This is a genomic window from Pseudomonas sp. J380 (genome assembly GCF_009827115.1).
Classification (GTDB): domain Bacteria; phylum Pseudomonadota; class Gammaproteobacteria; order Pseudomonadales; family Pseudomonadaceae; genus Aquipseudomonas; species Aquipseudomonas paracarnis.
Genome location: NZ_CP043060.1, coordinates 34,742 through 56,678, shown reverse-complemented (window position 1 = coordinate 56,678; position 21,937 = coordinate 34,742). Strand labels below are relative to the sequence as shown.

37 protein-coding genes are annotated in these 21,937 nt (G+C 58.9%); 14 read left to right on the top strand and 23 right to left on the bottom strand.

All coding sequences use genetic code 11. The annotated features are described in order from the left end of the window. Position 1: 1 nt before the first annotated feature. From FXO12_RS00335 to FXO12_RS00245, 20 genes are all read right to left on the bottom strand, one after another. The gene (locus FXO12_RS00335; protein WP_160049407.1) at positions 2-247 is read right to left on the bottom strand and encodes a hypothetical protein; all 246 of its coding nucleotides are present in this window, start codon (positions 245-247) and stop codon (positions 2-4) included. A 49-nt stretch (positions 248-296) separates the two neighbouring features. After that, positions 297-1,556, bottom strand: a complete 1,260-nt coding sequence (locus tag FXO12_RS00330; protein ID WP_160049405.1) for a phage major capsid protein — start codon at positions 1,554-1,556, stop codon at positions 297-299. Positions 1,557-1,565: 9 nt separating this feature from the next. Beyond that, the gene (locus FXO12_RS00325) at positions 1,566-2,267 is read right to left on the bottom strand and encodes an HK97 family phage prohead protease (RefSeq protein ID WP_160049404.1); all 702 of its coding nucleotides are present in this window, start codon (positions 2,265-2,267) and stop codon (positions 1,566-1,568) included. Beyond that, on the bottom strand, positions 2,264-3,601 hold the full coding sequence (locus FXO12_RS00320) for a phage portal protein (RefSeq protein WP_160049402.1): 1,338 nt from the start codon (positions 3,599-3,601) through the stop codon (positions 2,264-2,266). Before FXO12_RS00320 ends, FXO12_RS00325 begins: the two co-directional genes overlap by 4 nt. Further along, positions 3,594-3,758: a hypothetical protein gene (locus tag FXO12_RS28680; protein WP_178119856.1), complete on the bottom strand. Its 165-nt coding sequence runs from the start codon at positions 3,756-3,758 to the stop codon at positions 3,594-3,596. Before FXO12_RS28680 ends, FXO12_RS00320 begins: the two co-directional genes overlap by 8 nt. A 7-nt stretch (positions 3,759-3,765) precedes the next feature. Then, positions 3,766-5,493, bottom strand: a complete 1,728-nt coding sequence (locus FXO12_RS00315; RefSeq protein WP_160049400.1) for a terminase large subunit — start codon at positions 5,491-5,493, stop codon at positions 3,766-3,768. Further along, positions 5,493-5,978 (bottom strand): phage terminase small subunit P27 family, encoded by a 486-nt coding sequence (locus FXO12_RS00310; protein ID WP_160049398.1) that lies wholly within the window; start codon positions 5,976-5,978, stop codon positions 5,493-5,495. The genes FXO12_RS00315 and FXO12_RS00310 overlap by 1 nt, the downstream gene beginning before the upstream one ends. A gap of 159 nt (positions 5,979-6,137) precedes the next feature. Further along, entirely contained in the window at positions 6,138-6,290 is a 153-nt protein-coding gene (locus FXO12_RS29280; protein ID WP_306109894.1) for an HNH endonuclease signature motif containing protein, read from the bottom strand. Between the two features lie 212 nt (positions 6,291-6,502). Further along, a complete protein-coding gene (locus FXO12_RS29275) occupies positions 6,503-6,862 on the bottom strand; it encodes a hypothetical protein (RefSeq protein WP_306109890.1) in 360 nt (119 codons plus the stop codon). A 60-nt stretch (positions 6,863-6,922) separates the two neighbouring features. After that, the gene (locus FXO12_RS00295) at positions 6,923-7,240 is read right to left on the bottom strand and encodes a hypothetical protein (protein ID WP_160049395.1); all 318 of its coding nucleotides are present in this window, start codon (positions 7,238-7,240) and stop codon (positions 6,923-6,925) included. Further along, complete coding sequence (locus FXO12_RS00290; protein WP_160049393.1) at positions 7,240-7,611, bottom strand: chemotaxis protein; 372 nt, start codon at positions 7,609-7,611, stop codon at positions 7,240-7,242. Before FXO12_RS00290 ends, FXO12_RS00295 begins: the two co-directional genes overlap by 1 nt. A 118-nt stretch (positions 7,612-7,729) precedes the next feature. Then, positions 7,730-8,293: a hypothetical protein gene (locus tag FXO12_RS00285; protein ID WP_038449228.1), complete on the bottom strand. Its 564-nt coding sequence runs from the start codon at positions 8,291-8,293 to the stop codon at positions 7,730-7,732. 3 nt (positions 8,294-8,296) lie between these two features. Beyond that, positions 8,297-8,608, bottom strand: a complete 312-nt coding sequence (locus tag FXO12_RS00280) for a hypothetical protein (protein ID WP_160049391.1) — start codon at positions 8,606-8,608, stop codon at positions 8,297-8,299. 5 nt (positions 8,609-8,613) lie between these two features. Beyond that, positions 8,614-9,894, bottom strand: coding sequence for a site-specific integrase (locus tag FXO12_RS00275; RefSeq protein WP_160049390.1), 1,281 nt, complete (start codon positions 9,892-9,894; stop codon positions 8,614-8,616). Beyond that, positions 9,891-10,268, bottom strand: a complete 378-nt coding sequence (locus tag FXO12_RS00270) for an endodeoxyribonuclease RusA (RefSeq protein ID WP_160049388.1) — start codon at positions 10,266-10,268, stop codon at positions 9,891-9,893. The genes FXO12_RS00275 and FXO12_RS00270 overlap by 4 nt, the downstream gene beginning before the upstream one ends. After that, the gene (locus tag FXO12_RS00265) at positions 10,265-10,567 is read right to left on the bottom strand and encodes a nuclease domain-containing protein (protein WP_160049386.1); all 303 of its coding nucleotides are present in this window, start codon (positions 10,565-10,567) and stop codon (positions 10,265-10,267) included. The genes FXO12_RS00270 and FXO12_RS00265 overlap by 4 nt, the downstream gene beginning before the upstream one ends. Further along, on the bottom strand, positions 10,558-10,767 hold the full coding sequence (locus FXO12_RS00260) for a hypothetical protein (RefSeq protein WP_160049384.1): 210 nt from the start codon (positions 10,765-10,767) through the stop codon (positions 10,558-10,560). The genes FXO12_RS00265 and FXO12_RS00260 overlap by 10 nt, the downstream gene beginning before the upstream one ends. Beyond that, complete coding sequence (locus FXO12_RS00255; protein WP_160049383.1) at positions 10,760-11,455, bottom strand: replication protein P; 696 nt, start codon at positions 11,453-11,455, stop codon at positions 10,760-10,762. The genes FXO12_RS00260 and FXO12_RS00255 overlap by 8 nt, the downstream gene beginning before the upstream one ends. Beyond that, positions 11,452-12,198, bottom strand: a complete 747-nt coding sequence (locus FXO12_RS00250) for a DnaT-like ssDNA-binding domain-containing protein (RefSeq protein WP_160049381.1) — start codon at positions 12,196-12,198, stop codon at positions 11,452-11,454. Before FXO12_RS00250 ends, FXO12_RS00255 begins: the two co-directional genes overlap by 4 nt. Continuing rightward, positions 12,198-12,938: a phage regulatory protein/antirepressor Ant gene (locus tag FXO12_RS00245; RefSeq protein ID WP_160049380.1), complete on the bottom strand. Its 741-nt coding sequence runs from the start codon at positions 12,936-12,938 to the stop codon at positions 12,198-12,200. The genes FXO12_RS00250 and FXO12_RS00245 overlap by 1 nt, the downstream gene beginning before the upstream one ends. A 144-nt stretch (positions 12,939-13,082) precedes the next feature. On the opposite strand from FXO12_RS00245, the gene FXO12_RS00240 reads away from it, so the two are divergent. Then, entirely contained in the window at positions 13,083-13,319 is a 237-nt protein-coding gene (locus tag FXO12_RS00240; RefSeq protein ID WP_160049379.1) for a hypothetical protein, read from the top strand. Position 13,320: 1 nt separating this feature from the next. Here FXO12_RS00240 and FXO12_RS00235 read toward each other — a convergent pair whose 3' ends face one another. Next, on the bottom strand, positions 13,321-13,521 hold the full coding sequence (locus FXO12_RS00235; protein WP_160049378.1) for a hypothetical protein: 201 nt from the start codon (positions 13,519-13,521) through the stop codon (positions 13,321-13,323). A gap of 96 nt (positions 13,522-13,617) precedes the next feature. Further along, a complete protein-coding gene (locus tag FXO12_RS00230; RefSeq protein ID WP_160049376.1) occupies positions 13,618-13,824 on the bottom strand; it encodes a hypothetical protein in 207 nt (68 codons plus the stop codon). A gap of 90 nt (positions 13,825-13,914) precedes the next feature. On the opposite strand from FXO12_RS00230, the gene FXO12_RS00225 reads away from it, so the two are divergent. Next, positions 13,915-14,742 carry a S24 family peptidase gene (locus tag FXO12_RS00225; protein ID WP_160049374.1) on the top strand — a complete coding sequence of 276 codons (828 nt, stop codon included), beginning with the start codon at positions 13,915-13,917 and terminating at the stop codon, positions 14,740-14,742. Between the two features lie 37 nt (positions 14,743-14,779). Here FXO12_RS00225 and FXO12_RS00220 read toward each other — a convergent pair whose 3' ends face one another. Next, on the bottom strand, positions 14,780-15,097 hold the full coding sequence (locus FXO12_RS00220; RefSeq protein WP_160049372.1) for a DUF1654 domain-containing protein: 318 nt from the start codon (positions 15,095-15,097) through the stop codon (positions 14,780-14,782). A gap of 357 nt (positions 15,098-15,454) precedes the next feature. Here FXO12_RS00220 and FXO12_RS00215 point away from each other — a divergent pair, with 357 nt between their 5' ends. The 12 genes from FXO12_RS00215 (at position 15,455) to FXO12_RS00160 (ending at position 21,936) form a co-directional block, all read left to right on the top strand. Continuing rightward, positions 15,455-15,838 (top strand): response regulator transcription factor, encoded by a 384-nt coding sequence (locus FXO12_RS00215; protein ID WP_160049370.1) that lies wholly within the window; start codon positions 15,455-15,457, stop codon positions 15,836-15,838. A 413-nt stretch (positions 15,839-16,251) separates the two neighbouring features. Further along, positions 16,252-16,614, top strand: a complete 363-nt coding sequence (locus FXO12_RS00210; protein ID WP_160049368.1) for a hypothetical protein — start codon at positions 16,252-16,254, stop codon at positions 16,612-16,614. Next, the gene (locus tag FXO12_RS00205) at positions 16,611-16,877 is read left to right on the top strand and encodes a hypothetical protein (RefSeq protein ID WP_256678909.1); all 267 of its coding nucleotides are present in this window, start codon (positions 16,611-16,613) and stop codon (positions 16,875-16,877) included. The genes FXO12_RS00210 and FXO12_RS00205 overlap by 4 nt, the downstream gene beginning before the upstream one ends. A gap of 128 nt (positions 16,878-17,005) precedes the next feature. Further along, positions 17,006-17,317 (top strand): hypothetical protein, encoded by a 312-nt coding sequence (locus FXO12_RS00200; RefSeq protein ID WP_160049366.1) that lies wholly within the window; start codon positions 17,006-17,008, stop codon positions 17,315-17,317. Positions 17,318-17,374: 57 nt separating this feature from the next. Then, positions 17,375-17,851 carry a hypothetical protein gene (locus FXO12_RS00195; RefSeq protein WP_160049364.1) on the top strand — a complete coding sequence of 159 codons (477 nt, stop codon included), beginning with the start codon at positions 17,375-17,377 and terminating at the stop codon, positions 17,849-17,851. Positions 17,852-17,971: 120 nt separating this feature from the next. Beyond that, positions 17,972-18,565 carry a DUF1566 domain-containing protein gene (locus tag FXO12_RS00190; RefSeq protein ID WP_160049362.1) on the top strand — a complete coding sequence of 198 codons (594 nt, stop codon included), beginning with the start codon at positions 17,972-17,974 and terminating at the stop codon, positions 18,563-18,565. A 57-nt stretch (positions 18,566-18,622) separates the two neighbouring features. Beyond that, on the top strand, positions 18,623-19,045 hold the full coding sequence (locus FXO12_RS28845) for a hypothetical protein (protein ID WP_160049360.1): 423 nt from the start codon (positions 18,623-18,625) through the stop codon (positions 19,043-19,045). Then, the gene (locus FXO12_RS00180) at positions 19,042-19,377 is read left to right on the top strand and encodes a hypothetical protein (protein WP_160049358.1); all 336 of its coding nucleotides are present in this window, start codon (positions 19,042-19,044) and stop codon (positions 19,375-19,377) included. The genes FXO12_RS28845 and FXO12_RS00180 overlap by 4 nt, the downstream gene beginning before the upstream one ends. A 71-nt stretch (positions 19,378-19,448) precedes the next feature. Beyond that, positions 19,449-20,303 carry a DNA adenine methylase gene (locus tag FXO12_RS00175; RefSeq protein WP_160049356.1) on the top strand — a complete coding sequence of 285 codons (855 nt, stop codon included), beginning with the start codon at positions 19,449-19,451 and terminating at the stop codon, positions 20,301-20,303. A 42-nt stretch (positions 20,304-20,345) separates the two neighbouring features. Then, complete coding sequence (locus tag FXO12_RS00170; protein WP_160049354.1) at positions 20,346-20,564, top strand: hypothetical protein; 219 nt, start codon at positions 20,346-20,348, stop codon at positions 20,562-20,564. A gap of 2 nt (positions 20,565-20,566) precedes the next feature. Further along, the gene (locus FXO12_RS00165; RefSeq protein ID WP_034134173.1) at positions 20,567-20,800 is read left to right on the top strand and encodes a hypothetical protein; all 234 of its coding nucleotides are present in this window, start codon (positions 20,567-20,569) and stop codon (positions 20,798-20,800) included. Further along, entirely contained in the window at positions 20,800-21,936 is a 1,137-nt protein-coding gene (locus FXO12_RS00160; RefSeq protein WP_160049352.1) for a tyrosine-type recombinase/integrase, read from the top strand. The genes FXO12_RS00165 and FXO12_RS00160 overlap by 1 nt, the downstream gene beginning before the upstream one ends. The last annotated feature ends 1 nt before the right edge of the window (position 21,937 follow it).

Below are 21,937 nucleotides of genomic sequence, written 5' to 3'. Positions count from 1 at the left end.
ATTATTTAGCCTTGTTTTTCATCTCGGGTTTCGGCTTTTGGCTGACCTCCGGAGCGGCTTTGTTATCCGCTTCCTTGGCCTTTTTGTTTTCGGGTTCGGGCGCCTGCTTCACGTCGTAATCCTCAATCAAACCGTTCCGGTGAAGATCCTTGGCGCGGAACTGATCGACGGTAATGTCACGACCTTTCTTCACGTACTCATGACCGTTAAGAAAGCCCTTTTTGGTCGTCACTTCGATATCTGGCATTAGCACACACGCCCGGTCACCCGGGCGCGCTCCTTGGATGATTGAGGAATTAAGGCGTTGGGTCTTCGAACTCGCCGTGTACGAAGGATTCCGGACGGTACACCGCCAGCGCCAGGCGCTCTTCGGCGCGGATGGTGACCATGTTGGTGCGGAAGTTATCGCCGTCTTCGGTCGAAACCTCGACCGCCGCGTCTTCGCGGTCGAACACCTGGGCGGCGATGTTCATTGCGCCAACGAGGAACTCGCCTTCAGGGACTGCGTTGCTGTCCACCACCGGCAACTTCCAGAGACGCTGGACGCCGCCCTCTTGAACGTTGACCCAGATGTAGGAGCCCGTGCTGTCCTTGGTCAGCTCGATGTCGGCCCAGTCGACCGGGTTCAGCGCGATGGCCGAAGCGCGGTATTCAGCCACACGCACTTGCAGGATCGCGCGGCGCAGGGTGTCGATCTTGGTGTCGCCGGCCTTGCGCAGCGATTCGTTGAAAGCGGTGGCTTGCGGGATCAGGCCCAGCAGGTTCTGGCCAGTGCCATCACCAGCGAGGATCTGCTCTTCTTCTTTGTACTTCAGGCCGTAGATGGCGCGGCCGTTGATGTAGCTCTGCAGCAACGGGATGTCCGACAGGACCTGCTTCGATGCTTTGAACCAGTGGGCGATTGTTTTGACAGTGGTGGTGACCATGCCAAACGACAGGTCAGACTGGGCCTTCATTGCGCCCTCGCCGGCCTGTGGAGCTGCCATGTTCTGGAAACCGGTCTCTTGGACGAACTCGACGGCGTTGGACGCGGTACGGCCGGGCATGATCAAGTCGCGAATCGTGAACTGACGCTCAGGATCGTTAATGATCCCCGCAACGCGCGTAGGCTGAATACCCACGCCTACGCCGCCAGTACCAGTGGTAGCGCTGGTGATATTGGTGACGGCCTTCAAGTTCAAGCGCGCAATACCGCGGCCTTTCGTGGTCAGTGCTTGGTAGTCGTCCGAATCCGACAGCTGTTCGCCGACGGACTTCTGCTCACTCGGATCGTTCGCGGCGAAGCGGCGTGCCAGCTTCTGCTCGATGTCTTGCAGTCGATCCTGCAAACCCAGGCCATCCTTTACCAGGCCGTCGAGAACGGTCTTGGTTTCGGTAAGGATAGTTCCGTGTTCTTTGATTTCTTTGTTCGCCTTTTCGGCGAACGCTTTGATTTCCTGATCCCGCTGATCGAGCAGATCATTGACCGCTTTCAATTGGACCTTGTCTTCGGCGTGCTCCTTGCGTTGCATCTGACGGTTTTCGGCGCGAGCCTCGTTGCTCATGGCGTTATGCATGGTGAATCCTCAAAACGAAGGGAGGGACAGTGCTGGGCGCGACTTGAGCGCCTCGACCACTTCAATTGCTGCCAGGTCGCCCGCGGACTCGCTCCGGAGCAGGTGTTGCAGTCCACGGTTGGCAATCACCGTTGACTGATTTTTCGAGAATCCTGCCTCGCGCAAGAGCAACTCGAATTCTTTAAGGGAAGGAAGGCCGCCATGTGCAAGCTTCGACTTGATTGTGTCGGTGCGCGCCTCATCGTTGGCCGGTACCGTCACAATGGAAATTTCCACCAGGTCGAGCTTGGTGAGCGTGCGGATGCGGGTCTTCTCGTCGAAGCTCGATTCGCGCACGTAATAGCCGATGGAAAGGCCAGTGATGGATCGGGACTTCATGCCGCGCATTGCGATGCGGGCATACGGGGCATCGGCAAGCCAGAGCTCTCCATCGCCGAACAAGCCCTTGGTGTCCTCTTTCAGGGTATCCATGGACCAGGAACCTATTGGCTCGGCGGTGCGGTGCTGCCAGAGGACTGGTAAAGACCTGCCTTTGGCCTTGAGTTCGGCGATCGAATCAAGAAACGCCCCGGGCGCCACCACCTCGTTGTAACTGTCGACAACACCGAAAACCGATCCGTAGCCAGAAAAAAGGCCGTCATCGCTGACAGCCTTCACGTCGTAATCAAATGAGCGGTACTTCACCGCTAGGGACTGGTCTTTCCGTTTCATTCCTGGTTCCCCTTGGGTGTTTCGTTGAGCCAGTCCAACAGCGCGGAACGGGCTTGCTGGGCATCACCCGAGCCCTCGCCGAGCTTGTCAATCGGCAGCATGTTGGATTGAACGGTGAGCTTCGCTGCGTTACCGCCCATGGGTGCAAGGTTTTCCTTGATCCGGCAATCGTCGCGGGTATAGATGCCGTTTTGCGTCATGGAGCTGTAGAACGCGGCACGCGCAGCGCTGTCGGCGCGGAGCAGGCCCTCTGGGTTGAACTTCGCGTAAAACCGCCGGCGCTCATCGGGCCGCAGTAGGCGGCGATTAATGCTCTGCTCGATGCGCTTCATCCAGGGAAGCAGCGTAAAGCTCAGGAACCCAAGCATCTGCTGTTCCATGCCGGTGCCCCAGCTGGTGCTATTCGATGTGTGGCCCACCATCCAAGGCGGAACACGAAACCACCTGCAGATTTCTTCGACGTTGAAGGCGCGGGTCTGGAGCATTTGCGCATCTTCGGGCGTCATAGACACCTGCTGATATTTCATGCCAGCTTCCAGAACCATCGTCTTGCCGGTGTTCACCGCGCCGGCGAACTTGGCCGCCATGTCTTCGCGGATGTCCTCCCGTTGAGCCTTGTTGAGAATTTGTTCGGTTGATAGAACGCCGCCAAGTTTCATCCCATTGGCGAACATCTTGCTGGCTGATTCGTCTGCCGCCATCGCAGCCCCGAACACATTGCGACCCATGGCAAGCGGGCTCAATCCGCACATGGGATCCGTGCCAAAGCCCCGCGTGTGCATCATTTGCTCATCTAGTAGCGTATGAGGTTTGCCTTCGCTGTCGATAAACCGATATTCAATCGCACCGCTGCTGGTTCTCCGCGGAGGGGAAACCGACTGCGGTAGGATGAACTCCAGAGAAGAGAGATCACGACCCACCAGGTGCGGCTCGTTGAAGCTGTTGCCGCTTAGCAGCAGGCTCGCCACCACGCATTCCCAAAACTCAACGGGGGTTTGATCGGCGTTTGGTTGCTGGCTGATAACTCGGTGCACGGGATGCGAAGTGGCCACTTCTGGCACACCGTTCTTGTCTTCGTAGAGAGCAATTGGGAGGGTGGCCAGCGTTTCGGCGATGAGGCGCACGCAGGCCCACACGGTTGAAAGCTGAAGGGCTGTCTGCTGGCTTACTGTTTTGCCCGATGCGGAATCTGTGCCGTAGTAACCATTCCAGAATGAAGCATCTCCCAGGCCAATGCGCCGACCTACCCAGCCAGCAAGCGAGGACTTCACAAATCCAGGCTCGGCGGATTTGAAGAGAGCCTGGCGCAGGACTGACTTGATAGGTTTATTCACTGGTCAGCCCCTTGCGAATGAATCCAGCGGCTGCAAGAAAAGATGCGCCCCCGGCAATAAGGGACCATCCGAGACCAGCCAAGACAAATACGCCGGCGACAAACAGGCACAGCGCGGCCACGGCCGCCACGATAAAGAGGATCAGGCCTGTATCCATGGGTGCGTTATCCAACAATGATAGGTTTCGAAAAGAAGTCGCTGATGTTGCCGCTGTTGTCGTTGACCAGGATTAACGCTCTGCCGATGGCCATGATCAGAGCAACCGCTCCGTCAATTTTGTTGTCATCGCCTTGCTTAATTGGCCGCACGACATCGTCGTTGCCAGGCATGTGTTTCCCGATCACGTTGGCGATACACCAGGTCATGATCGGATGCCCATCGTGGTGGAAACGGCCAGCAGTTATCGCTGCCTCGAGCTCCTTCATCGGATCCGACATGTTGGTGTAGTTCTGTGTGGTTGTGATCGGATTGAAGCCTTCGTCGTCGAGATCGTGACTGAGGCCTGTTGCTCCGTGTGGGTCTATCGGGCACTCGCGCACCGGCGCCTGATGATTGGCCTCCTTGGTATCTTCGAAGATTTCTCGGTAATCGACCTCGGCACCATCCGTTATCTCAAGGTGCTTGGAATTGATCCACGCCTGGAAACGTTCAGACATGCGCTTGTTATCGCTGTCGTATGCGGTGTCATAGGGCACCCAAAACTTCGGTGCCACGCTGTAATAGTGCGTCTTTCCATCAATGACCCGCCAAAACAGCCGCGCCCGTGAGTTCATGTCCAGCTTCCGCGCCAAGTCGAAACCAGCGATCCACTCTTGCCCCTCGAACTGTTCCAGAGTGAGCGTGGTGTCTTCGCAGGATTTCCAGTCCTCCATGTTGAAGAACCCTGATTTTGCGCTCACCCACAAGTTAAGGTGCTTCGTTTTGAACGTGTTGGCGAAGCGCGCAGAGCGGATGGCCCTGGCCTGCTGACTTTCCAGGTACTCCTGAAACACCGAAACGCCGTGGTTCGGGTTGGCCTTGGCCAGCATCTTCGGATCGGTCCAGTCGTCGCCCTCATCGAGCGTCCAGATCCAGCCGAACAACTCCTCGTCCGGCACGGTACCGGCCAACATTTCGACGACCTGGCGGCGCTTGTCGTAGCACGGCCCTTCAATGTCAGCACCGGCGGTGGTAATGATGAACATCAATGGCTGACGCCGTGCGCCCATGCCTGTGAGCATGGTGTCGTACTGGGCCGACGTTGGGTGCTCGTGGTATTCGTCGACGATGGCGCAGCTGGGTGATGCACCATCGCCGGGGTTGCCGATCAGGGGTTCGAAGCGACTGAAGTCGGACGGGATGTTCATGTTCGAGGCATTCACCTCGATGCCGGCGGCCTGAATAAGCATCGGTGACTTGCTGACCATGAGCTTCGCCGGCCGGAACACCTCCCAAGCCTGTTTCTCTGTCGTTGCGCCGGCGTACACCTCGGCACCGAACTCGCCATCGGCGACGAACATGCTGATGCCCACGCCGCCGGCAACAACAGATTTTCCATTCTTCCTGGGCACTTCCCAGTAGCTTTCACGGAATCGGCGGTGGCCGCCCTTCTTCTTTACCCAGCCGAATGTCACGGCCAGACCGAAAAGCTGCCAAGGCTCCAGCGTGATCAGCTGACGCTTGAATGCCCACTCGCCCTTGGTGTGCGGGAGCAGCTGCATCAGCTTGAGCTTTTTCTCTGCCTTCGCTGGGTCGAACTTGAAACGGAACCCGCGCTTACGGCTGGCCGCCAGGTCGTCGAAGTGGCGCTGCACTGCCTGGTGTATGTAGCGGCATGCCGGGACCTTCCCGCGGAGCAACAACCGACCCCACGCCATCGCCTTGTCGACGTTGGGATGGGCAGATTTGGTCATCAGCTACTCAGTATTTTGACAAATTCGTTGGTTTCTTTTTCCTTGTTGCCGCCGATGAGTCGCGTGCGACTGGCCGGGTCCAGGCCCAGCATCGAACCGAACGTCACCATCTGGCGCATCGTTTCGTTCGCGGCGGTAAGCGCGGGGTTCTTCATCGGCCCACCGGTGGCTCCGGTAACGACGATGCCGTGCAGCTGTATCGATTCCTGCGCAAGCCTCCAGTTGTCGTAGGCGCTACAGAAGGCCTCGACGTTGTGCAGGTCCGTGATCGCCACCACGTTCTCGCGCAGCAGCTCCGGAACAATCATGTTCCACATGGTGGCGGCCCGCGGGGTGAACCACTCGGGCGGATCAATCTGGGTGATCTTGGAAAACTGCGGCTCGGCTGTGTTCAGCGCGCGCTTGCCAGGGTTTCCGGCGAGTGCTTTTTTGGCCGTTGGCTTGGGTTTGCGACCACGGCCGGCGACCGTGGCGGTGCCTCCCATCGCGCAACTCCTGAATTTTTAATTTCGCGGGTGTAAAAAAACGACTGAGGGCGCGGTCTAGAAGCGAAAAGGCCCAGACTTTCGACCCTCCCCCTCCATTTCCTCGCGAATCGTTCTCATTTGGTCGTTTTCAACTGATTTCCGGCCATTTTTCTGCTTTCAGCGCCGGGAATTACCGAAACCACCATCCTCGGAGGCCGTTTTGCTGGAGTGGCAAGGACCACACAGGCTCTGCCAGTTGTCCCGATCCCAGAACAGGGTCATGTCACCTTTATGCGGTTTGATGTGGTCAACATCAGTCGCCGCTACCACCTTGCCTGCCTGCTCGCAGCACCTGCACAGCGGATGCTTGGCCAGCCACCCTGCCCTGGCCTGCTGCCACTTGTAGTTGTAGTGACGCTTGGTGCTGCTCTCTCGAGGCTTAGCCCAGGTCGAACTCTTAAGCAGGTGGGCATGTTCATCACAGTACCGAGGGTTGCGGGTCAGCGTGTTGCAGCCCTGGGCATTGCATGGCTTCTGCGGCCTCAGCGGCACGGGGTGCCGTCCATGTACGTCAGCGGTCGAGCATCAGGGTCTTGCTCGCCCTGATCCTCGGCCAGTGCCTGGATCAACAGGCTTTGCTGCTCGGCCATCCGCTTGAGGATCGCCGTCTGCTTCTTCTGCTCATCCAGCAGACCTTGAATACCTGGCTGCAACTGAGCAGTCGCACCACCATCAAGCACAAGCATATGAACGCCCATCCGATCAGCCATGGGTGCCAGGCTGTCTGCCATCCTTTTCCGCTGATCCGCCGTAAGGGGGTGCGGGGTCGTCACCACCAACAGGTCGCCCTTCATCGGGCTCACCTTCTGGATCTGGTCTGAATAGTTTTCCTGCTCGCTCATATGCCAGCCTCGTCATCTTGTTTATCCATTCGCGCCGAGCAGCGCATCCGCTGCAAGCCATCACTGGCCTACTCGGTTGAGCGCTTCATCCGCCTTATCCGCGGCCTGGGCTGCGGTAGTCGCTGCCCTCGACGCCTTGTCAGCGGCAGTGCCGGTCTTTCGGGTCAGCTCTTCAAGCCGCTTGTCCCGCTCCTCCATGGCAGTGTCGTAGGCCTTGCGGATGCCCGTGACCTGGTTGCTCTGCTTATCGGCGAGAGCCCAGTAAGCCGCCTGGTAGCCAAGGACTGCACCACCACCAACCAGCAGCACGGCAATGGCCCAGACCTCTGTCCGCCTCCACCACCGGCGGGCAATGAATTCAAGCGCGCATCTGTCCATCAGGCGATACCTCCAAGCTTGGTGCGCAGGCGGGTGATCTCTTCGCTCTGCAGGGTGACGCGCTCAGTGAGCTGGCCTACCTGGCTTGTGAGTGCCTCGATCTTCCCTTCCATGCGACCCACCGCTGCGGCGAGGTCGTTACGCTCTTTAGCGAACTGATCGGCGCGGGCCTCGGCTTCTTTGCGGGCGGCGCGCTCTTGATTCAGTAGCTCGTTGAGCCGGCGCAATGTGCCGATGTCGGCACTATCCATCGCCCGGTCTGTTGCATCCTTCGAGAGGAACTTGCGAAGCCAGAGTAGGCCGCCAAGCACGACGGTGGCACTGCCGCCCAGCCAGGTAGCTGTGCCCGGGCCGAGGTCAGTAGGATCCATCCGATACTCCAGAAACGAAAAAGCCCCGCACAGTGGCGGGGCTCAGAATTTTTGGTCGTCTCTCATAACGCGCAAGATCGACATGATGGGGTTAATTTACGGCCAGTCGGCCAATGGGTCAAGCGGCATCTACAAAGATTTGTTCACTGTCGAATATCTCGGTCGCGTGGATCACGGCCTGCTCTTCGAGCTTCTCCAAACGCTTGTGGATTCCGCCTCGCCAGTTACGGCGCGTGCGCTCTGGGGAGCCCGCGAGATCCCACGTATTCATGTCGTAGAACTCGGCAGGCAGCACGATCATGTCGGTGGAGCGCTTGCCAACCTGAACGCCCTTCAGCTTCGGTATCGCCCAGGCCGTCAGCGCCTTATAGATGAACAGTTGAGGTGCCGGTGACACCATGCGAGCCACCAGCCTGCCGATGGCACCGACCTTGTTGGCCTTGTGCGTGGAGTACTTGGCCACCAGCACATCCCACTGGGCCGGGTCGAGCTGACGATGCAGCAGCGCGTAGAGGCAGCAGTCGTAGTCGAACTTGTCACGCACGGACAAGGTGCTGCCTGTGCCGCCCTGGCGCAGATCGGCGTCGATCAGCTTCTGCCAAGACTGCTTGGTGCTGTTGTCGATGTTGTCTGCCGCCAGCACCCGCACCAGGGTGCCCATCACGTCCTTATACATAGCCATGGCTCAATCCCCCTTGTAAGACGAGCCGCCTGGCCCGCGACGGTTCGGTGTCTGGTATTCATCGATGATGCAGCGAGCAGGGTTATTGCCGGCCAACTGGGGGCGCGCCTGACGAGCCAGTAGTCCCAGCTGGATAACCAGGTCCTGCATCAGAAGAGGCTCAAGGGTTTCGGCATGGACGAAACCAGAAGAATGGCAGCCGATACATTCGAGCTGATGAAACACACCCTGGATCAGGCCGGCACCACAGCAGGATGGGCACTCGGTCATCGGTATCTGGCGGCGCACAAAGGCGGGGCCACTGCTCTTTTTCATCATTTTTAAACCTCGCCTATGGTTGAATATTGATTGGCCTCGCAGGCCTTATGCTCCGTGGCTTTCAGCGAATTACCGGAATCTTCAAATCTAAAGCCGGTCAATCCGTGAATCGCTGCAAAGCCTTTCTGATCTAGATGGGCGTGCCACTGTTCCAGGGCATCACGCTTGCGACTCATCACGTCCGACTGGATGTACACCTTCACGTTGTGGCCCATGGCGTGGTTGATCAGCAGCTCGCCAATCAGGTGGTCGATGCCGAGATCTGCCCAGCCAGTGCGGGCCACCTTGCGCAGGTCATGACTGGTCCACTCACCCTGACCCAATCGACGGAACACGGCGCAGCCCTGAGCCTCACCCAGCGCCTTGCCGTTGCGCGCCGGGAACAGGCACTGGCCCTCATAGCCTTGGGCGTACTGACCTTCGCGGTACTGAGTAAGCAGAGCGCACACCTGCTCGGTCAGAGGCAAGTGATGCTCGACACCGGTCTTTGTGTTCTCGGCCGGGATGAACCATTCGCGCTCGGCAAGGCTGATGTGCGACCAGCGGGCCATCCGGGTTTCGCCGATCCGCGTCCCGTGGCAGAGCATCATCAGCGCGAGCATCGAATCCAGCGGTGCAGTGGTCATCACGTCGGCCAGTTGCCCGAGCAGTCCTTCCAACTGGACACCGCGTAGACGGGATGGCTTGATGCCGACCTTCGCCTTTGAGAAGTCATTGAACCGGATTGCCGCCATCGGGTTGGACGTGATCATCCCCAGCTTGGACGCCTGCCGGAATGCCAGGGCTAGTAGCTGGAATGCCGAACGCACGTAGTCGATGGAAACCGTCTCCTGAAGCGGCCACATCAGCAGGGTGTCGAGCGCGGCTTTGTCGATACCGATCAGCGGCAGTTCACCGAGGCGCGGTTTCAGGTGGCACTTGATCAGCGAGGCGCCGGTGTTCTTGCGCTTGGCGGACAGGTTACGATCACGCGACATGCGATCGGCGAACCATTCCAGCAACTCGCCGACGGTGTCCCACTTCGACAGAGCAGCACCTTCGCCGGCTGCCAGACGCAGGCGAAGTGACGGCAGCGCGGCGGCGACCTGTTTGTGGGTCAGCTCTGGAAACGTGCCGATCGGGTTCCACTTGCCCTTCAGCACCAGGTACCACGATCCGCCAGTACGGGCTTTGTTGAAGCGCAGGTATAGACCCTTGTTTTCGAGGTCGCGGACGTCCCGCACCGTGCCGGCCGCCTGGCGCTTGATCTCTGCCTCGGTGATCTTGACCGCGGCGGTAGTCATTTGCCCACCGCTGCCGGTTCGGCGTCGATGGGATAATCACGGATGTGCACGCGAACTGCGCCGCCCGTCACCGGCTCGCCTACGTTGATGGTGGTGATGAAGTTCTTGTCGTCGATGCCCAGGCCATCGGCGATGCCATCCCGGCCGGCCTTGAAACGCGCCAGCAGGTTGTCATCGTCGTAGGAGCGACGATTCGGCGGGCAAAAAGTGACCCAGAAATACTTTTTGCCGCTAAGGCGCGGCGCCCCCAGCGCCAGTGCGATCAGGCCGCAGGTGCGGCGGTAAGCCTTCGCGTGTTTATGTTTTTGCCGCCAGTGCACACGCGCGTTCGGACTCAACTCCTTCGGCGGCCACGGCAGCGTCATGTCGATCATGCAGCCCCCTTAACGGTGAGAATTCCGGCCCGGATCAGGCCTTCGTGGGTTTCGGCAATGGCGCGCGGCATGTCCTGCCAGTCGATGTCGCCCACGGCGCGGCCGTCGATAACGTCGTGGCAGGAGCTGCAGGCGTAGACGGCTACGGTGTCGAAGCCCTTCATGCCCATGCCTTTCTGCCCGCACGGCAGATGCGCGAGAACGGTGGTTTCTGGATTGTGATTGCAGATGCCTGGCATCCGGACGGTGCACTCTTGGCCATTCGCCGAGGCGCGGAGCTTCTTCGAACTTACTCGCATGGCGGTTTCCCCGTGACGACATCGACGACTTCGTAAGTGCCCGGCCACATCCAGGCGCCGTATCGCCGGGCCATAGCCGGATCGGCGAACAGGGCAAGTGCATGATCAGGTAGCGAGCTCAAATCGACCTTGAACGAGCAGCAGAACACCGCCCAGCGGTAGGTCTCGATCTCAGGAACAGCCAGGCGGCGATCAGCCATGACGGGCAGCCCCCGATCGCATAGCGCGCAGCTCGGCAAGCGCTCTGTTTCCGATCTCAGGTGTGCGGCGCCCTTCAACTCGCTCAGGCAGTGCCAAAGGCATTTTCTGCAATGGCAGCCCCTCAATCAGGCGTCGAACTGTGATGGTGTAATTGCGCTCGAACAGCTTGAGGCTGAGCGACTCCTCCAGCTTGTTCAGACTTTCAAAGCCACACTCTTTCGCGGTATGCCAAACCGCGTCGTGGCTCCACCGCGCACGCCCAGCCATGCACGGATGCGCATTTCGGCAGGCTTCGCGATGAGCGGCCGCAAGCGTTGGCAGGCCAAGCATCTCGGCAGTTGGCGTGCACCAGCCGATGAACACCCCGGGGCCTGGGATAAAATCCCTCCCTGACTGACGAGCTCCCATTAGACCGAACTGCAGCTGATCAAGACTGCGCAGGCCTGCCTCTAGGAACGCCTGCAGCCACTCTTTTTTTGCAGCCTTGTAGGACGCCATGTCGGGCCACGCCTGTTTCCAGGCGGGGAAGATCGCGCGCAGCTGGCGGAACAAGCCGTTGATCACAATGGCGGTTTCACGATTGAGCTCTGCTTGAATTTCTTGAGGTAGTTGCTGTTCCTTCGCGATGTACTGCCCCGACTGAACCTTCGCCCACAGCCCCGTGGTTACGACTGCAACGCTTTTCATTGGCCCGCCCCCTGCTCAATCCAGTCGGTAGCGTCGTCGTCGAAGTCCTGAGATGCTTGCCGTGGCGCGAATGGTTTGACGTTGGACGACCTGTTCAGGTCGTTGCGCACCCACTTGACCAGCATGCTTACCCACTCGGCCTCGGTGTTGACTTGCCCTTTCGGCTCATAGTGACCAGTGAATGCGCTCAAGACCTGGTCGGTGAAAAGATCAAGCGAAACGCCCTGGTGCAGTGCGTACGTTTTGAGGATCTTCGGTTCTGGCACCCAGCTAAGGGTCATTTCTCTGGGCATGCGAGGGTCGACCGACTCCCGCGCAGAGAGAGGGTTTTGATCTTCTCTTCTCTTCTCTTCTTTAGGTAACGCACCGCTAACGTTCGAAGCGTTACCTTTTGCGTTACTTGCCTTGTGATTCGCCACGCGCTTTGCCGTGAGAAGCCTGTTTTTAGCGGTCTTCCCGTTGTGACGGTCGAAATGAGGAAGGCTTATCACCCCATCAGACTCGATCATCCAAGCAACAGACTTCATGTGCTCGCAGAAACCGGTAACGCCTACGAGACGGTCTAGTAACTTTTTGCTAACGCTCGGAGCGTTACCGTTTTCGGTCTGTTGGTCGAACCAGCCCCACACGCGCATCAGCTTTCCAACCACAGCATCGGGGTCGATGTCCGCCAGGTCAGCGATCTGGCAAACCTCGGGCTTGTCCAAGGTCGTGAGTTCAAATTTGATCCAGTCGCCGGCCATTACTTGACCTCCTGCAGAAGCTCAGCCAACCGAGTAAGGCCTTTTGGTGTAACGAGAGGTTGGAATGCCGCACGCTCAATGCCGGTCTCGGTGTCGGGCTTGAGGGCGGTCACCTTGTGCTTGAGGTAGCCGGCTCGAATTCGGGGTTCCATGGCAATCCAGCGAGTAGAGCCACCACGGCGATAAATCCAGCGGTTGGCCTGCATCCATTCGAAAAGCTTCGACGGAGGCAGCCCCAGTTGCTTGGCAGCGTCCGTGATGCAGATAGCGCCTTCGGCAGCTGCAAGCCGCTTGATGGCGGCGACCTTCGGCGCCTGATCCAGGATCACCAAACGCAGGGACTGGTTTTCCTTGGCTTGGTCGGCTGCCGCTTGCAGGGCCTCGGCGTAAGTGGCGGGAATCTGGAACTGGTCCGCCCTCGCCTCCAGTTCCTGCCAGCGGTCGATGATCCGCGCACGCAGCTCGACGTTGTAGCCGGAAACCACCACCAGGGTGTCACGCTGGGAAAGCAAGAACTCGCGGTAGACCTGGCCGTTCTGCGGGTGGACATATGGGGTGTCGTTTGAAGAAACGACACCCTTGGCTACCAAGGCCCGGATGGTTTTGAGCACGTTGTCGTGCGTGCTGCCGGTCAGCTCGGCGATTTCGCGTGAAGACATCGTGTGTCGCGACACGTTTTGTTCATGCCGGAAAAGTGTCGCGACATGGTGGGTATTGCCTGGAGCGGTATTGGTGTTCATAATGGCCCCACTGTGTTTTACAAGTTGTTGAAAGAGCCGGGTTGCACCCCGGCTTTTTTGTGCCCGCGATTCAGGCGTTATGGGTGCCCGGCGCATCCGTGGTAACTTTTTGCTTCCACACGAAAAGGCCATTGGAGGCCGGACATGACAAAACCAGTGATTTCAGATTTCGAAGCGGGAGTAATGGTGGCTTTGGGGGCTCTGAAAATTGCAGCAATGCAGACGCCAGGTTTCAACATCGACGCCCTGGAACAGGCCGCCGAGACTTTGCGAAAAACCATGCAAGGAGTTAAAGACCAGGCCGCTTTCGATTTGCCAATCAGCTGCGTTGCCGCGAGGCATGACGCGGTAATTGAGCTTATGAAGGCGCGCACCAACTGATTCATTTGGCACCCTTCGTCTCTATAACAACGTTTGCGAAGCGAAGGCTGCCATCACCGCAAAGCACCCAGACGGGCTCCCCATTCCCCGAGAGCGCATCGCTCTTCAGTTCGACTGGGGAAATCTGTTTGGTGAGATAGGCGATCTTCTCGTCCGCCCCGCCTTCCACCGGAAAACCTGATTCAACGTTCTTGTTTGCCATCTCTATTCCCTTCCTATGCACTGTATGAATTAACAGCTGATCCAGAATCTCTATCTGCCTTTCCCGACTCAGCGGAAAATGGCGTCATTGAGCAGATCAGGCGGACTGCTTTAATGGCTGAGTCGGGTCATCGTCTCGATTGGCGACCAATACACCACCCGACTCCTTTTCAAGAACGCACTGCATTGGGTACGAAAATCCACCCGCCGCGCGGCATTGGGAAACGCGGCTACCGCTAACGCGCAGCGCGTCACCGATGGCGCGACCGGTGCGGAAATGTGTCAGGGCTTCGTCGAAGGTCATGGGGCATGTCTCCATTGTCTCTGGCGAGTTTAGAGTTCTTAACAACACAAGGCAAGTTATCTAAACAATGAAATGTTTAGAATCCTAAATATGGACTTTAAAGACCGCGTGACCTCACGCATGAAGGCGCTCAACCTCAGCGCCACCGACATCAGCAAACTGACTGGCGTATCAAAGGCGACGGTCAGTTTCTGGGTGAGCGGCACGAATGGCGCAAAGGGGAAAAACCTTCTGGCGCTAGCGAAGGCTTTGGATTGCTCGCCGGATTGGTTGTCCGATGGCGTCGGTACGCCGGATCAAGCGTCCAGCGACGACACTAACGCCGGAATGTCGACGGTTGAGCTGATGGCAAAAATGCTCGCGTCTAGGGCTGGCAAGAATCTTTCGGAAAAGGCTCGCGAGACGATGCTCGCTGCAGCGGAGCAAGCAGATAGTCCAGCCGAGCACGGCGGGAGTTTCGCCTCAAGCCATCTAGCGAGTCTTCGACCCACCGGTGAAGAAATCGTCATTCCTCAATACAATATCCGAGCGGCTATGGGGCACGGCCAGGTGCCGCCCGACTACACCGAGGTCGTTCGAAATCTCGTAGTGCGCGAGGAAATTCTTCGCGAGAAAGGGGTTACTTATACCTCCGCGTCATCGCTGGGCATGATCAACGGCTGGGGCGAAAGCATGGCCGGGACGATCAACGACAAAGACCTGGTGATAGTCGACAAGGGGATAAAGGATTTCATCGGTGAGGGGATATACGTTCTCACTTGGCATGGAGAGCTGTATATCAAGCGTGTAATGCGCATGGACGAAGAGTGTTACAGGCTGATATCCGACAACAAACACTATGAAAACCAAACGGCTCGAATCGACGACGTGACGATCCACGCGAAGGTGCTGTTGATCTGGAATGCCCGAAAGGCATAACCAAAAGCCCGCCACCTAGCGGGCTTTTTTATGTCCATCAGAAAGGTGCGGGCTCTTCAACCGCATCTAACTCATCATGATCCTGGACCCGGGGATCTTCATCGGCCGCAGCTTCCCAGCTCAAAGTGACCGATTCATCTTCGTCGTTGAAAGTCATCTCAATACCGTCAACTTCGGCGAGCACGCCCATAACCTCCTCCCACTCACGCTCTCCATCGCTATCAAGCCTGTGGATGGTTGCCCACTTCCGGTCCTGGGCGATGGGATGGTTAATCATGCTGGAGACTCTGAGCGTGAGACGCTCAACTCCTGATACGGGCGCTTGTTGTTGGGTTTTCTTCTGCGGGCTCGCCATAGGCTGCTCCTTGATTGCTGTATATCCATACAGGTTTATACGCAGATTAACCGAACTTTTCTAATCGCGTAAGTCTTGACGCAATCAACGTTCGGGCGTACCTCGCCGCCACAAAAGTTAAGATATCTAAAATAACGGTTGACGAATTCTGTTTAGTTTTCTAAATTTGCTCCATCGCCGAGCAGAACTCGGCAATACACGACTGGTGAAGCCGCCAGATAGCTCGGGATCAGCGAAGTGATCTCCCAGCCCCTGAAAACGGGACCGACTGGAACAAGCTCTTTAAACAGAACGGAAGATTTCACTGGCTGGCCTTGGCGACAGGGCCAGACGGGAAACCAACCGGGAGTCACATTGATGGAAGCAACAATCGTCAGCGGCGCATGGAAGGGTCATCTCGGACGCGGCCTTGCGCCAAAAGAAGTTCAGTACCTGCTGGGCACTGCCCAGGGCAAGACAGCCAAGGAGATTGCCCGCCAATTCGACGTGGCAGCCTGCACCGTGGCAAAGCGGCTGTCCTGCGCCATGTTCAAGCTCGGCGTGACCCGCCAGACCGCCGCAGTTGCCGAAGCGATGCGCCGACAGATCATCTCGCCGATGTGCTTCGCTCTGGCGGCCTTGATCGCCATGCACGCAATGATCGGTGACGACGCCATGCGCCGAGATCGCCGGGCGCCAGATCGACGCACCGCACAGGTGCGAGTGGTTCGCCAGTCCGAAAGACCAAGCCTCACCGCATAACCGAAAGCATCACTTCTGCCCATTCACTGAGTGGGCAGCGGGATGCGGACGACCAATACCGCTATGCGGCCACCTGCATCAACCACCCACTGGAGAACACCATGCTCCTACTGATCCTGATCGGTGCCACGCTGAGTTTCGAGAGGCCAGAACCTCGAGTTCTCTCAAGCGTGCCACACGATCAAGTGCGCCATCACCGCGAGGCCTGGCGATGTACCACCGGGATCGCGGCGTTCTGGCGCTAACGGTCCCGCCCAAAACTCAAACTACTGCATCCGAGAATGGCCCGAACGTCCAACGGGCCTTTCTTTTGCGCGCGCCTTTATCCGTCAGCACCCTCCCCTGGGCCCACCGGCACATACCAGGCGGTCAGGGTGCTGACGAATAAACGCAACCACAACCAAGGAGTCGGCATGAACCCAGCCATCCAACAAAGCCAAGCCGTTCTGCAGGCCCTGCGGGAACGTGTTTCGCTTTCCACTTCGGAGATGTACATGAAGATCGGTCGCGAACAGCCAGTGAAGGTGCCGCGCTTCAACGTGGTGCCGCTCGGCAAGAATCTGTTCGATGTGGTGGAGCGCTCCACAGGCGTTTCCCGCGGCGCACGCACCGGTCACGACGGCGCTTGCCAGTACGCCGATCAGCTCGAGCGCAACGCTGACTTTTTCAGCGCAGTCACGGCCACATCGAATCGCTTCGGATGGCGAATGGCGCGCTGGACGGCTGGTTTCTCGGCGCTGCTTGTGTTGTTCGCCTACTACGGTGCACAGCCATGATCGGCGAGCCAATGCCGGATCCGCGGCGCTCGATCATCGACGAGCTGAACCAGCAGCTGGACGCCTTCTTCGGGTCCGGCAAGAAAGCCCAGCTCATCCCGAACGGCGTCGGTGTCGATGGTCCCTACAACGGCACCACGGCACACCACGAACGCCTGCGCAAAGAACGCGACAAACTCGCACCGGCCGTGCGCGCTGAAGCCGACAAGGGCGTTGTGGCCAGCGTGGCAGCAAAGACCTCGGCATGCACATCAAGCGCGTGACGCTGATCGCCCAGGAGAACGGCTTCAAGTTCGCTGACACCCCATGAAGCGCATCAGCAACCAGGTGCGACAGCGACGGCGGCAGGCATGGCTTGATTTGCCAGCACATGAAATCGAAGAGGTAGGCCATGGCCAAGGACAACGCGCAGATCCAGCGGGACAAGCGTGCGAAAGAGAAGGCGCTGCTCGACCGGATCGGCGCCGAGAAGCGAACGCTGATTGTCTCGAAAGCGCTCGATGATGCGCTTCAAGTGCTGGGCCAGCGGCACGACTTTGAAGAATGGCAGGAAACGGTATCAACGCTCCTGATCAATCTGGCAGCAGCGCCCGCCGATGAGTCGGCCCGATACACAACCATGTCGCGACCTGATTTCGAGATAACAGAAAAGCAGTCGCGACAGCTTGAAGAATTCAGCAAGACCGGCATCGAACCCGCATAACCCACCCTGCTCGCTGCATCCGGTAACCGGAGGGCGGCGCTTACCCGGAGTAACCTCATGACCAAGCAAGCACAGCAAACAGTACTCGCCGCAGAACTCCCTGAGCGCGGCCAACCTCTGGCCGGCGGCGTGTTCGTCACCCGCTACTGGCTCAACGGTGTAGAGCGCGCCCTGATCCTGATGCCTGACGAACTCAGCGGGCCGTGGGGCGAGTACGGCGTCGAGATCAAAGGCGCAGGCAGTTACAGCGACGGCGAAGCCAACACCCGTGCAATGGCTGAAGCTGGCAGCGTGATTGCCATCAAGGCGCTGGAGTTGGATGGCCACATCCCGTCCTGCCTTGAGGGGCAGCTGGTGATGGCAGCCAAGGCCGATGGCCTGGTGGTGCTGAACGAAGAGCGCTTCCATTGGCTGAGTTCGCAGCGCTCCGCCAACCTCGCCTACGTCATGGACTTTGGAGATGGCTGGCTCCGCCACTACGGCAAGGGCATCGAGCGGCTCGCGCGCCCTGTCCGCAGCCTCATCATTCAGTAATTCATTCCTTCAATCGTTTTTCGCAGGTGATTCCCGGGAGCGCCAGGACGGCGTTCAGACCAGAAGCTCGTCGGGAAGCGCCGGCTACCTGCACCCTTATCTCGCTCACAGGAGCATCTCATGCGCACCAATGAATTGACCACGTACACCCGTGGAGATCTTACTATCAGCAGCCCGGACGAAGGGGTGGTGCTGAAACTGGCAACCCTGGCCATCGCCGCGGCACCGACCATTGCGGCAAGCGGCATCCCAGCCATCGGCGAATACTGGCCCGGCGAAGGCGGTGTTAACGGCGGCCTGTTCCCTGGCGGCGACAAGCCCTACTACCTGATCGTTCCGACGGGCAGCGATGCTGAGGCGACCCATGAGTGGGGCGGCTACGGCCAGGAACTCGACGGCGCCAAATCCCCATGGGATGGCCAGGCCAACACCGCGCACCTGGCAAGCAGCAATCGGGAGCATGACCAACCTGCCGCCCAGTTTTGCGCCGCATTCGAGCGCGACGGGCACAAGGACTTCTATCTTATGGCGCGTCGTGAGGCGTCCTTCCTCGAAATCACGGTTCCACAGGTATTCACCCAGGCCTACCACTGGACCAGTTCGCAGCGCTCCGCCTACTACGCCTACGTCATGGTCTTTGAAGATGGCTGGCTCAACTGCGGCGGCAAGGGCGTCGAGCGGCTCGCGCGCCCTGTCCGCAGAAAGTTTATTTGATCATTCAATTCTTCATTCATGGGTGCGATAGCACCCTCGCTTTTCAGGAGGCCAGGGATGGCGCTGCATACGGATTTGGAAATCCACAAGGTGGCCGAGGAGTTGCTCGGGCTTTCGCTTGACCTGGTGCGCAACATTCCGCGCGACCTGAAACAGGTCGTTGGGGCAAAGATCCGGGACGAGTGCTTGCAGGTCCTGGTGCTGATCGGCCGGGCCAATCTAGTTATCGACGGCGAGTTCAAGGTTGCGGCGGGCAATGACTACAACACCATCGCCTACGACTACCACACTACGACGCCGGGCGGTGATGGTCGGGTGGCGACGATCATGGCGAAGCGCGGCGAGTACCCGGCGGGAGCCCATTCGACTTGCACCTACGGCGTTCAGCCCGACACCGACTTCGACCGGTACCAGTGGTCACCGGCCCAGCTCTGGGAAATTGTCTCCGACGTGATGCTCGGCCAGCGGGTGACGCCATGACCGAACAGAACACCAAAGAATTTTATTCTACCGAGCAGGCCTCTCAACGTGCTGCCGACTGGTGCAAGCGAAATCCAGCGTGGCGCCGGATCTGCGATATTCCGGACCACTCGATGTTTTATAAAACTTACGACGAGATCCCGAAACGAGAACGCGCCTACTGGGAAAAGAACGGTGGCGAAGAATGTTGGCGGGAATTCGGTACCGCTGAAAGCAAGGTGCCTACGGGGTTCATCACCGGCAAGGGCGAGTTTTTCGACCACGTTCTCAAGGTCCCTCTCCATCACAACTTGATGATGGTTTTCCGTGTTGGTAGAAGCTGGAAGCCATAACCCTTTAGCCCTAACCCCAATCCCCCTACATGCCTGCCGGTGAGCGGCGGGCGCACGCCTGGAAAACAATTATGACCATCACCGCCCCGGTTATCCGGTACCACGGCGCCAAGTTCCGGCTTGCGCCGTGGGTGTTGCAACATTTCCCACCGCACACCTGCTACGTGGAGTCGTTCGGCGGCGCCGCTGGCGTTCTGATGCAAAAGCCTCGGGCGTATGCCGAGGTCTACAACGACCTCGATGGCGACATCGTGAATCTGTTCAGGGTTTTGCAGGATCAGGAGTCGCGATCGGGACTTGTCGAGCGCCTGGTATTCACGCCCTACTCCCGCGAAGAGTTCGAACTTTCCTGGGAGCCGAGCGCCGAGCCGATCGAACGTGCAAGGCGGACCATCATCAGGGCGCAAATGGGGTTCGGCTCCGCCGGTGCGACCAAGGGCGTGACCGGCTTCCGCATCGACACCAAGCGCCAATACGGCACAGCCCAGTCACTCTGGGCCTCCTATCCGGAGCAACTTGCCGAGGTTGGCCAGAGGCTCAGCGGCGTGCTAATCGAAAACCGCCCCGCGATCGAGGTGATCAAGACGCACGACGGCCCGCAGACATTGCATTACGTCGACCCTCCCTACGTGCATGACACCAGGTACAAAGGCGCGTCGAGCGGCCGGTACTACAAACACGAGATGGATGATGCCGCACATCGCGAGCTACTCGGGGTTTTGCTCGATCTAGAAGGAATGGTCGTGCTGTCGGGATACCCGAGTGACCTGTACGCGGAGCTTCTACCCGGCTGGGCCAGCTACAGCACATCTGCCCGCATCAGCGCCGGCCGCGGTACAGCCAACCGAACCGAATGCATCTGGCTGAACCCAGCCTGTGTCGATCGCGTAAGCCAGATCGGCTTGGATCTCTGCGAAAGAGCATAACCCTAACCCACCTTCTGCCGCCCAGCGCGGCAAGGACACCCCATGTTCGCTATGAAACTCACCCTGATACTGCTGGGCGCTTTGCTGTACCTGGTAGGAACCATCGGCTGGTTCGGCTGGCTCGGGCTCGACCTGCTGGACACCGGCACCACCGAGGCACTGATCTACGCCTTCACCGGCACCTGCACCTGGCTGCTGATCACCTTCGGCCTGGCAATTCAAATCATCAAGACAGCGCGGCCCACGGCTGGCGGGAGGTAGGGATGGCAAAAGTCCTTGCCCAGATTACGGTCAAGCTGCCGCGCCTCATGGAGGCCGGCGAATACAGGAAGTTGCGGTACGTCGGCGGAAAGCCGAGCCTGCAGCAGTTGAAAAAATGGATTGAGGAAGGCGAAGTGATCGGAGAGGTAAAAGGCGGGATGTATTTCGTCGACGTGCAGGCGGCGGTCATGGGATCGAGTGACCCGCTGCTGGCCAAGATGCTGGAGATTGGGTGATGGCTGCCCGGCCCCGCACGCTGCAAAACAGAAAGCTGCCGCCAAACCTTTACCCTAACGGGAAGTACTGGCGATATCGCAACCCGGTCACCGGCGTGATGACCAGCATTAACCGCCCGCTGGAGGAGGCAATCAAGCTGGCCCGGGCGGCCAACCTCAAGTTTGCCGAGTTGGTAGTCGATGACGGCTCGCTGCTGGCTGTGCTGACCGGAGACCGGCTTCCCATGGTGAGCAACCTGCTGAAGCGCTTCGAAGAGGAATGGCTACCTGACCGGTCATACGCCGCCCGCACCCTGGAGGAAATCAAGTTCAAGCTTGAGCGGTACCGGCAGGACCTGGGCGACCGCCTGATCGGCCAACTGGATGTGCTGGCGATGGCCGAGTACCTAGATAACTTCAGCAACAACGCCTACACGAAGCACCGCGGGCTATGGGTGCAGATCTTCGCCTTTGCGGTGGCCAAGGGCCTGGCCGAGCGCAACAACGCAGAGCTGACCCTGGTCAAGAAGGAGGCCGAGAAGAAGCGCCAGCGCCACACGCTCGACGGATTGAGGCTGATCATCGATGCCGCGACAACGCCGCCATGGCTGAAGCGCGCAATCCGCTTGGCGTTGGCCAGCCTTCAGCGCCGGGACGACATCGTCACCTGGCTAAAGTCAGCGGCCGACATGGAAAAGAACACGCTGACCGTCTCCCCCGGAAAGACCCAGGGTTATGAGAACCCTGTGCACCTCAAAATCACCATGGGCGCTGCGCTGCGGGAGGTGGTTGGGGAGTGCCTGCGCTCGCCGCTCGCCTCGCCCTACCTGATCCACTACAAGCCCAAAGCCAGGCGGCGGGAACAGATAGACGCCAAGGACCACTGGACATCCGTAACGCCGGACTACCTGACCAAAGAGTTCAGCAAGGCCAGGGACGCCGCGCACGCCTACGACCATGTGCCGGCTGGTGAGCGCCCCACTTTTCACGAGATCCGCGCATTGGGCGCGTGGCTGTATGAGCAGCAGAAATTCCCGCAGGAATATATCCAGGCGCTCATGGGACATGCGGATGAGAAAATGACGAGGCACTATCAGGAGGGACATGAAGAAAAGAAAATAGAGTACGTCGTAGTAAGCGCCGAATTGGCTCTGTAGC